Genomic DNA, 12,714 nt, shown 5'->3' on the forward strand with positions numbered 1-12,714 from the left:
AACTCAAGCGACTGGCTCGCCGCGACTACTGGTTGTACGGCCCGTAGTCGTAGTCCTCCAGCGGCACGGCCTGACCCGAACCCGTCCCGAAGGGCGAGTAGTCGATGTCGTCGTAGCCGACGGCCGAGTACATCGCGGCCTTCGCTTCCTCGGTCGGCTCGACCCGGATGTTGCGGTAACGGGAGAGACCCGTACCGGCCGGGATGAGCTTACCGATGATGACGTTCTCCTTGAGGCCGATGAGGCTGTCGGACTTGGCGTTGATCGCCGCATCCGTCAGGACTCGGGTCGTCTCCTGGAAGGAGGCGGCCGACAGCCAGGATTCCGTCGCCAGCGAGGCCTTGGTGATACCCATCAGCTGCGGACGGCCGGAGGCCGGGTGGCCGCCTTCCGTGACCACACGACGGTTCTCGGTCTCGAACTTCGAGCGCTCGACGAGCTCGCCCGGCAGCAGCTCCGCGTCGCCGGACTCGATGATCGTCACGCGGCGCAGCATCTGCCGGATGATGATCTCGATGTGCTTGTCGTGGATCGACACGCCCTGGCTGTTGTAGACCTTCTGGACCTCGCCGACCAGGTGGACCTGGACCGCGCGCTGACCGAGGATCCGCAGCACGTCGTGCGGGTTGGTGGCACCGAAGGTGAGCTTCTGGCCCACCTCGACGTGGTCACCCTCACGCACGAGGACCTTGGCGCGCTTCGAGATCGGGAAGGGAATCTCGTCGCTGCCGTCGTCCGGCGTGACGACGATCTTCTTGGTCTTCTCGGTCTCCTCGATGCGGACACGGCCCGCGGACTCGGAGATCGGGGCGACACCCTTGGGCGTACGAGCCTCGAAGAGCTCGACGACACGGGGCAGACCCTGGGTGATGTCGTCACCGGCCACACCACCGGTGTGGAACGTACGCATCGTCAGCTGCGTGCCGGGCTCACCGATGGACTGGGCGGCGATGATGCCGACCGCCTCACCGATGTCGACCAGCTTGCCGGTGGCGAGCGAACGGCCGTAGCAGAAGGCACAGGTGCCGACCGCGGACTCACAGGTCAGGACCGAGCGGGTCTTGACCTCCTCGACGCCGTTTGCGACCAGGGCGTCGATGAGGACGTCACCGAGGTCGACGTTGGCCGGCGCGATGACCTTGCCGTCGATGACGACGTCCTCGGCCAGCATGCGGGCGTACACCGAGGTCTCGACGTTCTCCGTCTTGCGGAGCACACCGTCCTCGCCCTTGACCGCGATCTTGAGCTTCAGACCGCGCTCGGTGCCACAGTCCTCCTCGCGAATGATGACGTCCTGCGAGACGTCGACCAGACGACGGGTGAGGTAACCGGAGTCGGCGGTACGCAGAGCCGTGTCCGCCAGACCCTTACGGGCACCGTGCGTGGAGATGAAGTACTCGAGGACGGTGAGGCCCTCACGGAACGAGGCCTTGATCGGACGCGGGATGGTCTCGTTCTTCGCGTTCGACACCAGACCACGCATACCGGCGATCTGCCGCATCTGCATCATGTTTCCTCGGGCACCCGAGTCAACCATCATGAAGATGGGGTTCGTCTTGGGGAAGTTCGCGTTCATCGCCTCGGCAACCTCGTTGGTCGCCTTGGTCCAGATCGCGATGAGCTCCTGCGTGCGCTCGTCCTTGGTGATCAGACCGCGCTCGTACTGCTTCTGGACCTTCTCGTCCTGCGCCTCGTAGCCCGCGACGATCTCCTTCTTGGCCGCGGGGACCACGACGTCGGAGATGGCCACGGTGACGCCGGAACGGGTCGCCCAGTAGAAGCCCGCCGCCTTCAGGTTGTCGAGCGTCGCCGCCACGATGACCTTGGGGTAGCGCTCGGCGAGGTCGTTGACGATCTCGGAGAGCTGCTTCTTGCCGACCGAGTAGTCGACGAAGGGGTAGTCCTCGGGCAGCAGCTCGTTGAAGAGCGCGCGACCCAGGGACGTACGCAGCCGGAAGCTGTCGCCCTGCTGGTACGGCCGCTCCTCGACGCCGTCGTCCCCGGCCTCGGAGACCGGCGGGGTCCAGCCGCGCGGCGGGATGGTGCCCACCGGGAAGCGGATGTCGACGGACGACTGGAGAGCGAGCTCGCCGGCGTCGAACGCCATCATCGCCTCGGCGGTGGAACCGAACGCACGGCCCTCGCCCTTGGTGTCCCGCAGCTCGCCGTCGGTGGTGAGGAAGAACAGACCGAGGACCATGTCCTGGGTCGGCATCGTCACCGGACGGCCGTCGGCGGGCTTGAGGATGTTGTTCGAGGACAGCATCAGGATGCGGGCCTCGGCCTGCGCCTCCGCGGAGAGCGGCAGGTGCACGGCCATCTGGTCACCGTCGAAGTCCGCGTTGAACGCGGTGCAGACGAGCGGGTGGATCTGGATGGCCTTGCCCTCGACCAGCTGCGGCTCGAAGGCCTGGATGCCGAGGCGGTGCAGCGTGGGCGCACGGTTCAGGAGAACCGGGTGCTCCGCGATGACCTCTTCGAGGACGTCGTACACGACCGTGCGGCCGCGCTCGACCATCCGCTTGGCGCTCTTGATGTTCTGCGCGTGGTTCAGGTCGACCAGGCGCTTCATCACGAACGGCTTGAAGAGCTCGAGCGCCATCGCCTTCGGCAGACCGCACTGGTGCAGCTTCAGCTGCGGACCGACGACGATCACGGAACGCGCGGAGTAGTCCACACGCTTGCCGAGGAGGTTCTGACGGAAGCGGCCCTGCTTGCCCTTGAGCATGTCGGACAGCGACTTCAGCGGACGGTTGCCGGGGCCCGTGACCGGGCGACCACGACGGCCGTTGTCGAAGAGCGCGTCGACGGCCTCCTGGAGCATGCGCTTCTCGTTGTTCACGATGATCTCGGGCGCGCCGAGGTCGAGAAGCCGCTTCAGGCGGTTGTTGCGGTTGATCACGCGGCGGTACAGGTCGTTCAGGTCGGAGGTCGCGAAGCGGCCACCGTCCAGCTGCACCATCGGACGCAGGTCCGGCGGGATGACCGGCACGCAGTCGAGCACCATGCCCTTGGGGCTGTTGCTGGTCTGCAGGAACGCGGAGACGACCTTCAGGCGCTTGAGCGCACGGGTCTTCTTCTGGCCCTTGCCGGTACGGATGATCTCGCGGAGGCGCTCGGCCTCCTCGTCGAGATCGAAGGACTCCAGGCGCTTCTGAAGCGCCGCGGCACCCATCGAGCCGTCGAAGTACGTGCCGAAGCGGTCACGCAGCTCGCGGTAGAGCAGCTCGTCGCCCTCGAGGTCCTGGACCTTGAGGTTCTTGAAGCGCGACCAGACCTCGTCCAGACGGTCGATCTCGCGCTGCGCACGGTCGCGCAGCTGCTTCATCTCGCGCTCGGCACCTTCGCGCACCTTGCGGCGCACGTCGGCCTTGGCGCCCTCGGCCTCGAGCTCGGCCAGGTCGGTCTCGAGCTTCTTGGCGCGGGCCTCCAGGTCGGAGTCGCGACGGTTCTCGATCTGCTGGCGCTCAACGGAGACGTGCGCCTCCAGGGAGGGCAGGTCGCGGGTGCGGCGCTCCTCGTCCACGAACGTGATCATGTACGCCGCGAAGTAGATGACCTTCTCGAGGTCCTTCGGGGCGAGGTCGAGGAGGTAGCCGAGGCGCGACGGGACGCCCTTGAAGTACCAGATGTGCGTGACGGGCGCGGCCAGCTCAATGTGGCCCATCCGCTCACGGCGCACCTTGGCGCGGGTGACCTCTACGCCACAGCGCTCACAGATGATGCCCTTGAAGCGGACACGCTTGTACTTGCCGCAGTAGCACTCCCAGTCCCGGGTCGGACCGAAGATCTTCTCGCAGAAGAGTCCGTCCTTCTCGGGCTTGAGCGTGCGGTAGTTGATGGTCTCCGGCTTCTTGACCTCGCCGTGGGACCACTGTCGGATGTCGTCCGCGGTGGCAAGGCCGATCCGCAGCTCGTCGAAGAAGTTGACGTCGAGCACTTTGTCGTCAATCCCTCTTTCGGGGTCGAGTCTCAATCATGGTCTGTACGGGTCCGGGGCAGGGCCGGGGCCTCACGAGGAGGCCCCGACCAGACCCGTCAGACCTCTTCGACGCTGCTCGGCTCGCGCCGGGACAGGTCGATGCCGAGCTCCTCCGCCGCGCGGAAGACGTCCTCGTCGGTGTCGCGCATCTCGATGGACATGCCGTCCGAGGACAGCACCTCCACGTTGAGGCAGAGCGACTGCATTTCCTTGATGAGCACCTTGAAGGACTCGGGAATGCCGGGCTCGGGGATGTTCTCGCCCTTGACGATGGCCTCGTAGACCTTCACGCGGCCGGTCACGTCGTCGGACTTGATCGTCAGGAGCTCCTGGAGGGCGTACGCGGCGCCATAAGCCTCCAGCGCCCACACCTCCATCTCACCGAAGCGCTGACCACCGAACTGAGCCTTACCACCCAGCGGCTGCTGGGTGATCATGGAGTACGGACCGGTCGAACGAGCGTGGAGCTTGTCGTCGACCAGGTGGTGGAGCTTGAGGATGTACATGTAGCCGACCGAGATCGGCTCCGGGAAGGGCTCACCCGAGCGGCCGTCGAACAGCGGCGCCTTACCGGTCGGGAGCACCATGCGCTCGCCGTCGCGGTTCGGAATCGTGTGCTCCAGCAGACCGGCCAGCTCGTCCTCACGCGCACCGTCGAAGACGGGGGTGGCGACGTTGGTGCCCGGCTCGACCTTGTCGGCGCCGATGGCCTGGAGGCGCTGCGCCCACTCGTCCGCGAGGCCGGAGACGTCCCAGCCACGGCTGGCGAGCCAGCCGAGGTGGATCTCCAGGACCTGTCCCGGGTTCATTCGGGACGGGACACCCAGCGGGTTCAGGATGATGTCGACCGGCGTGCCGTCCTCAAGGAAGGGCATGTCCTCGATCGGAAGGATCTTGGAGATGACACCCTTGTTGCCGTGCCGGCCGGCGAGCTTGTCACCGTCCGTGATCTTGCGCTTCTGCGCCACGTAGACACGAACCAGCTGGTTCACGCCCGGCGGCAGCTCGTCGCCCTCTTCACGGTCGAAGACCCGTACGCCGATGACCTTGCCGATCTCGCCGTGCGGCACCTTCAGCGAGGTGTCGCGCACCTCGCGCGCCTTCTCACCGAAGATCGCGCGGAGCAGGCGCTCCTCCGGCGTCAGCTCGGTCTCACCCTTGGGCGTGACCTTGCCGACGAGGATGTCGCCGGCGACGACCTCGGCACCGATACGGATGATGCCGCGCTCGTCGAGGTCGGCGAGGACCTCCTCGGAGACGTTCGGGATGTCCCGGGTGATCTCCTCCGGGCCCAGCTTGGTGTCACGGGCGTCGACCTCGTGCTCCTCGATGTGGATCGAGGAGAGGACGTCGTCCTGCACGAGGCGCTGCGACAGGATGATCGCGTCCTCGTAGTTGTGACCCTCCCAGGGCATGAACGCCACGAGCAGGTTCTTGCCGAGGGCCATCTCGCCCTCTTCGGTCGCGGGACCGTCGGCCAGGACCTGGCCCTCGATCACGCGGGCGCCCTCGTCGACGACAACCTTCTGGTTGACCGAGGTGCCCTGGTTCGACCGGGAGAACTTGGCGATGCGGTACGTGGTGTACGTGCCGTCGTCGTTGGTGACCGTGACGTAGTCCGCGGAGACCTCCTGGACCACACCCGCCTTCTCGGCCTTGATCACGTCACCGGCGTCGACCGCGCAGCGGTACTCCATGCCGGTGCCGACGAGGGGGGCCTCGGCGGTGATCAGCGGCACGGCCTGACGCATCATGTTCGCGCCCATGAGGGCACGGTTGGCGTCGTCGTGCTCGAGGAAGGGGATCATCGCGGTCGCGACCGACACCATCTGGCGCGGCGAGACGTCCATGTAGTCGACGTCCGTGCCGGGCACGTAGTCGATCTCTCCGCCACGACGGCGGATCAGGACGCGGGCCTCGGCGAAGTGGAGGTCGTCCGTCAGCGGCGCGTTGGCCTGCGCGATGACGAAGCGGTCCTCCTCGTCGGCCGTGAGGTAGTCGACGTCGTCGGTGACCTGGCCCTCGACGACCTTGCGGTACGGCGTCTCGACGAAGCCGAACGCGTTGACGCGGCCGTACGAGGCGAGCGAACCGATCAGACCGATGTTCGGGCCTTCAGGGGTCTCAATGGGGCACATGCGGCCGTAGTGAGACGGGTGCACGTCACGGACCTCGAAGCCGGCCCGCTCACGGGAGAGACCACCCGGGCCAAGCGCCGACAGACGGCGCTTGTGGGTGAGACCCGACAGCGGGTTGTTCTGGTCCATGAACTGCGACAGCTGGCTGGTGCCGAAGAACTCCTTGATGGAGGCGACGACCGGCCGGATGTTGATCAGGGTCTGCGGCGTGATCGCCTCGACGTCCTGAGTCGTCATGCGCTCGCGCACGACGCGCTCCATACGAGCCAGACCCGTGCGGACCTGGTTCTGGATGAGCTCGCCGACGTTGCGCAGACGACGGTTGCCGAAGTGGTCGATGTCGTCGGTCTCGACGACGATCGACGTGCCGCTGTCGCCAACGGTCTCGGTCTCACCGGCGTGCAGCTTCACCAGGTACTTGATCGAGGCGATGATGTCCTCGACCGTGAGGATGCCCGCGTCGAGCGGGGCGTCCGCACCCAGCTTCTTGTTGACCTTGTAGCGGCCGACCTTCGCGAGGTCGTAGCGCTTGGGGTTGAAGTAGAGGTTCTCAAGCAGCGTCTGAGCGGCCTCACGGGTCGGCGGCTCGCCCGGACGGAGCTTGCGGTAGATGTCGAGCAGCGCGTCGTCCTGGCCCTGGGTGTGGTCCTTCTCCAGGGTGGCGCGCATGGACTCGTACTCGCCGAACTCCTCGAGGATCTGCTCGGTCGTCCAACCGAGAGCCTTGAGCAGAACGGTGACCGACTGCTTGCGCTTGCGGTCGATGCGGACACCGACCATGTCGCGCTTGTCGATCTCCATCTCCAGCCAGGCACCCCGGGACGGGATGATCTTGGCGGAGAAGATGTCCTTGTCGGACGTCTTGTCGATCGAGGAATCGAAGTAGACGCCGGGCGAACGGACCAGCTGCGACACCACGACACGCTCGGTGCCGTTGATGACGAAGGTGCCCTTGTTCGTCATGAGCGGGAAGTCGCCCATGAAGACCGTCTGAGACTTGATCTCACCGGTCTCGTTGTTGGTGAACTCGGCGGTGACGAAGAGCGGGGCGGCGAACGTGAAGTCGCGCTCCTTGCACTCGTCGATCGAGTTCTTCGGAGGCTCGAAACGGTGGTCGCGGAACGTCAGGGACATCGACCCGGAGAAGTCCTCGATCGGGGAGATCTCCTCGAAGATCTCCTCCAGACCGGACTTGGTGGGGACGTCCTGTCCGCTGTCCAGAGCCGCCTCGACACGAGCCTTCCACGCGTCATTGCCGAGCAGCCAGTCAAAGCTCTCGGTCTGCAGCGCAAGAAGGTTCGGAACCTCGAGGGGCTCCTTGATCTTTGCAAAGGAAATGCGCAGCGGGGCGGTGCTGGCGCCGTTGTTCGTATTCGCGGTCGAGGCAGTGCGCGAGGCGGCCAAGAGGGGGTCCTTCCGAGGGCTCGGACTCACTACGCGCGTACCGGTCCCACGTTGGGCACAGAGACAGAATTCCCTGGTCAGGGAAGTTTCGGTCCACGGTGCTCAAGCATGGGCATGCCCCTGGTGACGGGCAGGAGGCAGCTAACAGGCAGCGCAAAGGGTCAGTGTAGCCAAACGGCCCACTGATGTCCAGTGCGGGTTCTGGGAGACCCTCGTTGTTCTCAACCCCTGCTGCAAGCCACGTCCTCAACGCACATCGATACTGCCCTCTTCGCCGCCGATCCATGCCTCGGATCCGGATCGTTGTGACGACGCGTCCTGAGAATTGCGCGCTGCGTGCGGTTCGTCAAGGCCCCCCTGCCCCGACTTGGCCCTGAGAACGTCACCGTCACGGGCCGTTCCGAGGCACAACGAAGATCACCATACTCGTCGCGACCGACATCGCAAGGCAGCCTCACGGGTGGCCCAGGAACGCCGAAAGGCGACCACCCACATGGGTGATCGCCCTTGGCGACCCGTGCGTTACAGCGTTTCCGCCATACGTACGGTGAAAGAGTCAGACGACTCGTGAGGTCACTTGACCTCGACGGAGGCGCCGGCGCCCTTGAGGGACTCGGCAGCCTTCTCGGCGGCCTCCTTGGTGACCTTCTCGAGGACGGGCTTCGGGGTGCCGTCGACGAGGTCCTTGGCCTCCTTCAGGCCCAGCGAGGTCAGCTCACGCACGACCTTGATGACCTGGATCTTCTTCTCGCCGGCACCCGTGAGGATGACGTCGAACTCGTCCTGCTCGGCCTCGGCCTCGGCGGCCGGGGCACCCGGGCCCGCAGCAACGACGGCGGCCGGCGCGGCGGCGGTGACGTCGAACTTCTCCTCGAAGGCCTTCACGAACTCGGAGAGCTCGATGAGGGTCATCTCTTCGAACTGCGCGAGCAGGTCGTCCTGGGACAGCTTCGCCATGATGGCGTCCTTCCACTAATTCGGCTGGTGCCGGGTGTACATGGAGGCGGGCGTACGTTGGGCCCGCTGTGACCACCGCGTCAGACGGTGATCAGTGTGCGAGCCGAGTTACTCGGCACCGCCCTGCTCGTCCTTCTTGGCACGAAGCGCCTCCGCGGTGCGGACGAACTTCGAGGGAAGCGCCTGGAAGAGAGCGGCAGCCTGAGACTGCTTGCCCTTCATGGCACCCGCCAGCTTGGAGAGCAGAACCTCGCGGGACTCGAGGTCCGCGAGCTTCTTGAACTCGTCGGCGGACAGCGCCTTGCCGTCAAGGACACCGCCCTTGATGACGAGGTTCGGGTTGTCCTTGGCGAAGTCACGAAGACCCTTCGCCGACTCCACCGGGTCACCGGTGACGAAGGCAACCGCCGTCGGACCCGTGAACAGGTCGTCCAGCGTGTCGATCCCGGCCTCGTTGGCCGCGATCTTGGTCAGCGTGTTCTTCACCACGGCGTACTCGGAGTTTTCACCGAGAGAACGGCGCAGCTGCTTGAGCTGGGCCACGGTGAGACCCCGGTACTCGGTCAGCACGGCGGCGTTCGAGCTGCGGAACTTGTCCGTGAGCTCGGCTACCGCGGCAGCCTTGTCGGGCGTCGGCATAGAGCGTCGGCCTCCTTCCGGGTGATGAGGACCGCTCAGAAGGGGCCGACAAAACGAAACGCCCCGGCGCAGGCGCACGGGGCGTGAGCTCGACCGGATCAGATCCGGGAGCACATCCACAGTCACCTGCGCGGGTCGTCCGCCGTTTCAGCGGATCCTTCGGCCACTGCACCCTCTTGCGAGGACACAGCAACGACCAGCGGTCTTTGGCTTCTGTGGAAGAGTACGCGAACGGGGCCGCGTCGGGCAAATCCGCCTCGGACGTCAGCCCTGGGCGCCCTTCATCTCCTCGGCGAGGTCCATGACCTGGCTCTTCGGCGGGGCCTGGACGGTCACCGGCTTGTTGTAGTCGAGGAAGGTGATGGTCATGTCGAGCGGGCCCTTGTCACCCTTTCCGCGGGCGCGGAACTGCTTGGTGTGGTCCTCGCCGTCGATCCACAGGTCCATCGTCAGCTTCTCGATGCCCATGTCCTCGTACTGCTTGATGCTCTTCTCGTGGCGCTTCCTGGTGGCCGCGTCCTCGCCCTTGTTGAGCTCGCGGATCCGGTCCAGCGTGACCGTGCCCGTGTAGTGGGTGGTCTTGACGCCGCCGACGGACTCGTCGCCGACCTTCTTGAGGTCCTTGGAGCCCGTCAGGAGCGTGGACTGGTCGGCCGGGTTGTTGTCGGCCTGCGCGGAGACCGAGCCGCCGGCGGGCTTGCCGCCGCCCTTGCCCATGGCCTTGGCGTCGAACTTGATCCAGCTCTTGCCGTCCATCTCCTTGGCGGCCTCCTTGCCGCCACCGAGGTAGACCGCGCCGTCGACGTAGCGGATCTCCACCTTCTCGCGGCCCTGGTCGGGCGCGGAGGCCGTCATCCGCATGGCGAGCGGCTCGGTGCTCATCGCCGCTTCGGCCTGGACCCGGCCGTCCGCCGGGACGGAGCCCTTCATCCGGAACGTGAACGACGTCAGGTCCTCGGACTTGTCCGCGGCCTTCTTCACGGCGGCCGCGGGCGACATGTCCTCCCCCGCGTCGTCGGACTTCTCCGACCCGCAGCCGACCGCGCCGCCGGCGAGCAGCGCGGCCGCCAGTACGGCACTCGCGGTTCTCTTGCGTCCCGTACGCACGGAAATACTCATGACCCCACCCCTAGGAACATAGGAACATTTGATCCAATTATTGCGGTGGGCTGAGATTACCCGAAGGCAGGTCCGGCCCGTCCGGCCCTACCTCGCCGTCTGCGACTTCAGCAGCTCCTTGAAGCTCATGGTGTCCGAGGCCGGGGGCTTCTCGACGGAGAGCGGCGTGCCGTAGTCGGTGTAGTAGGCGGTCTGCGAGAAGGGGCCGTTCTTCGTGTCGGCCTTCTCGACCTTCTTGACCAGCAGGTCGTCGCCGTCGACCCAGACGTCGATCGTCTCGGTGTCCATGCCGAGCTGCTCGAACTGCTTCTTCAGCTCGGCCTTCCGGCCCGCGTCGAGGTTGGAGTTCTTGGCGGTGAAGTCCGCCATGTCGACCTTGCCCGAGTAGTGGGTCGCCTTGGTCCCGCGGACGCTCTCCTCGCCGACGCGCTTCACGTCACCGGAGGCCAGCAGCATCTTCACCGACTGGTTCGGCGTGCTGGTCTGCATCTGGTCCTGGAAGGCCTCGCCCGCGGCGCCGCTCATCTTGGCCAGCGTGTCGTAGTCGTACGCGAGCCAGTGCTTGCCGCCGCCCGCCTGCTCCGCGAACTTGTCGCCCATGTTCGCGTAGAAGCCGTTCTTCAAGTAGCGGTAGTCGAGCTTCGTCTGGCCGAGCTGGGCCATCTGCTGGGCCTGCGTGCCGCCGGTGAAGGTCACGGTGACATTGCCGGTGATGCCGTCCGACCAGCCCATGACGCCCTTCATGTCCATGGCGGTGAGCGAACCCATGGTGGTCGAGCCGTCGATCCGCGCGGTGTCCGCCTTGTCGGTCGACTTCTCGACGGAGCGCAGGGCGGCTATCGGGCTCAGATTGATGCCGCCCTTCTCCTTGCCTGACCCGCCCGCCTTGTCCGACGAGTCCCCCGAACCGCAGGCCGTGAGTCCGGTCAGTGCGGCGACCACCGCGATCGAGAGACCCGCGCGGCGCATGGTCGTGCTGTTCATGTATCCCCACCCCTTGGCATTCATCGAACCTGCACGCTAGCGCAGGCCTCCGACACACGTATCCGGAAGGTCCGTACACAAACAGGACGGGCCCCGCACCTCGAAAGGTTGCGGGGCCCGTCCACAGAACGCGTACGCGACGCGGCTGCCGTCAGTTTCAGACGGCGGCCGGGTCCTCCTCGGTGAGGAGGTTGCGGGTGCGGTTGCTGTCCAGCGGAATGCCGGGGCCCATCGTGGTGGTGATGGCGGCCTTCTTGATGTAGCGGCCCTTGGCGGCCGACGGCTTCAGACGGAGGATCTCCTCCAGGGCCGCGCCGTAGTTCTCCACCAGCTTGGTGTCGTCGAAGGACACCTTGCCGATGATGAAGTGCAGGTTCGAGTGCTTGTCGACGCGGAACTCGATCTTGCCGCCCTTGATGTCGTTGACAGCCTTCACGACATCGGGGGTCACGGTGCCGGTCTTCGGGTTCGGCATCAGACCACGCGGACCGAGCACGCGGCCGAGGCGGCCGACCTTGCCCATGAGGTCCGGGGTGGCGACGACGGCGTCGAAGTCCAGGCGGCCCTTCGCGACCTCGTCGATGAGCTCGTCGGCGCCGACGATGTCGGCTCCAGCGGCTTCCGCGGCCGCAGCACGGTCACCGGTCGCGAAGACCAGGACCCGGGCGGTCTTGCCGGTGCCGTGCGGGAGGTTCACGGTGCCGCGGACCATCTGGTCGGCCTTGCGCGGGTCGACACCCAGACGCATGGCGACCTCGACGGTGCCGTCGAACTTGGTCGAGGAGGTCTCCTTGGCGAGACGGACGGCCTCGAGCGGGGCGTACAGCTTCTCCCGGTCGATCTTGGCGTCCGCAGCGCGGAGAGTCTTGCTGCGCTTCACTTCTGCTCCTGTGGGTTCAAAGGGTGGAGTTGTGGTGCGGACCAGCGCTTGGCCCTACCACTGAGAAAGGTCAGACGGGGGGAGGCTCAGCCCTCGACCGTGATGCCCATGGAACGGGCGGTGCCGGCGATGATCTTCGACGCGGCGTCCAGGTCGTTGGCGTTGAGGTCTTCCATCTTGGTCGTGGCGATCTCACGGACCTGCGCCTCGGTGATCTTGGCGACCTTGGTCTTGTGAGGCTCGCCGGAGCCCTTCTCGACACCCGCGGCCTTGAGGATCATCTTGGCGGCCGGCGGCGTCTTGGTGATGAAGGTGAAGGAGCGGTCTTCGTAGACCGTGATCTCCACCGGGATCACCCAGCCACGCTGCGACTCGGTCGCGGCGTTGTAGGCCTTGCAGAACTCCATGATGTTGACGCCGTGCTGGCCCAGCGCGGGACCGACCGGCGGGGCCGGGTTGGCGGCACCAGCCTGGATCTGGAGCTTGATGAGCCCCGTGACCTTCTTCTTCTTGGGAGGCATAGCTCTCTCCGGGTCCTAGTGAGAGTTTTCAGCCTGCCACCCGGTCATCCGGATGGAGGCATACCGCACAACGATAACGGGTATAGCCGT

At 65.9% G+C, this 12,714-nt stretch carries 8 protein-coding genes; all 8 read right to left on the reverse strand.

Features of this window, described 5'->3' with window-relative positions:
• Positions 1-25: 25 nt before the first annotated feature.
• Positions 26-3,940, reverse strand: coding sequence for a DNA-directed RNA polymerase subunit beta' (locus tag ACFVYR_RS16195; protein WP_384250464.1), 3,915 nt, complete (start codon positions 3,938-3,940; stop codon positions 26-28).
• Positions 3,941-4,038: 98 nt separating this feature from the next.
• On the reverse strand, positions 4,039-7,524 hold the full coding sequence (gene rpoB, locus ACFVYR_RS16200) for a DNA-directed RNA polymerase subunit beta (protein WP_384250467.1): 3,486 nt from the start codon (positions 7,522-7,524) through the stop codon (positions 4,039-4,041).
• A gap of 573 nt (positions 7,525-8,097) precedes the next feature.
• The gene (gene rplL, locus ACFVYR_RS16205) at positions 8,098-8,481 is read right to left on the reverse strand and encodes a 50S ribosomal protein L7/L12 (RefSeq protein ID WP_384250470.1); all 384 of its coding nucleotides are present in this window, start codon (positions 8,479-8,481) and stop codon (positions 8,098-8,100) included.
• A 108-nt stretch (positions 8,482-8,589) separates the two neighbouring features.
• Positions 8,590-9,120: a 50S ribosomal protein L10 gene (rplJ, locus tag ACFVYR_RS16210; protein WP_384250472.1), complete on the reverse strand. Its 531-nt coding sequence runs from the start codon at positions 9,118-9,120 to the stop codon at positions 8,590-8,592.
• Positions 9,121-9,384: 264 nt separating this feature from the next.
• Complete coding sequence (locus ACFVYR_RS16215; RefSeq protein ID WP_384250754.1) at positions 9,385-10,227, reverse strand: LppX_LprAFG lipoprotein; 843 nt, start codon at positions 10,225-10,227, stop codon at positions 9,385-9,387.
• A 99-nt stretch (positions 10,228-10,326) separates the two neighbouring features.
• On the reverse strand, positions 10,327-11,223 hold the full coding sequence (locus tag ACFVYR_RS16220; protein WP_384250474.1) for a hypothetical protein: 897 nt from the start codon (positions 11,221-11,223) through the stop codon (positions 10,327-10,329).
• Between the two features lie 157 nt (positions 11,224-11,380).
• Positions 11,381-12,103, reverse strand: a complete 723-nt coding sequence (gene rplA, locus ACFVYR_RS16225) for a 50S ribosomal protein L1 (RefSeq protein ID WP_384250477.1) — start codon at positions 12,101-12,103, stop codon at positions 11,381-11,383.
• Between the two features lie 86 nt (positions 12,104-12,189).
• Entirely contained in the window at positions 12,190-12,624 is a 435-nt protein-coding gene (gene rplK, locus ACFVYR_RS16230) for a 50S ribosomal protein L11 (protein WP_355803871.1), read from the reverse strand.
• Positions 12,625-12,714: the final 90 nt, after the last annotated feature.

The organism is Streptomyces sp. NPDC058284 (assembly GCF_042881135.1).
Lineage (GTDB): Bacteria > Actinomycetota > Actinomycetes > Streptomycetales > Streptomycetaceae > Streptomyces.

Coding starts and splice junctions, on each gene's coding strand:
- ACFVYR_RS16220 (WP_384250474.1), bottom strand. CDS start 11,223: ATGAACAGCACGACCATGCGCCGCGCGGGTCTCTCGATCGCGGTGGTC.
- rplL (WP_384250470.1), bottom strand. CDS start 8,481: ATGGCGAAGCTGTCCCAGGACGACCTGCTCGCGCAGTTCGAAGAGATG.
- rplK (WP_355803871.1), bottom strand. CDS start 12,624: ATGCCTCCCAAGAAGAAGAAGGTCACGGGGCTCATCAAGCTCCAGATC.
- rplJ (WP_384250472.1), bottom strand. CDS start 9,120: ATGCCGACGCCCGACAAGGCTGCCGCGGTAGCCGAGCTCACGGACAAG.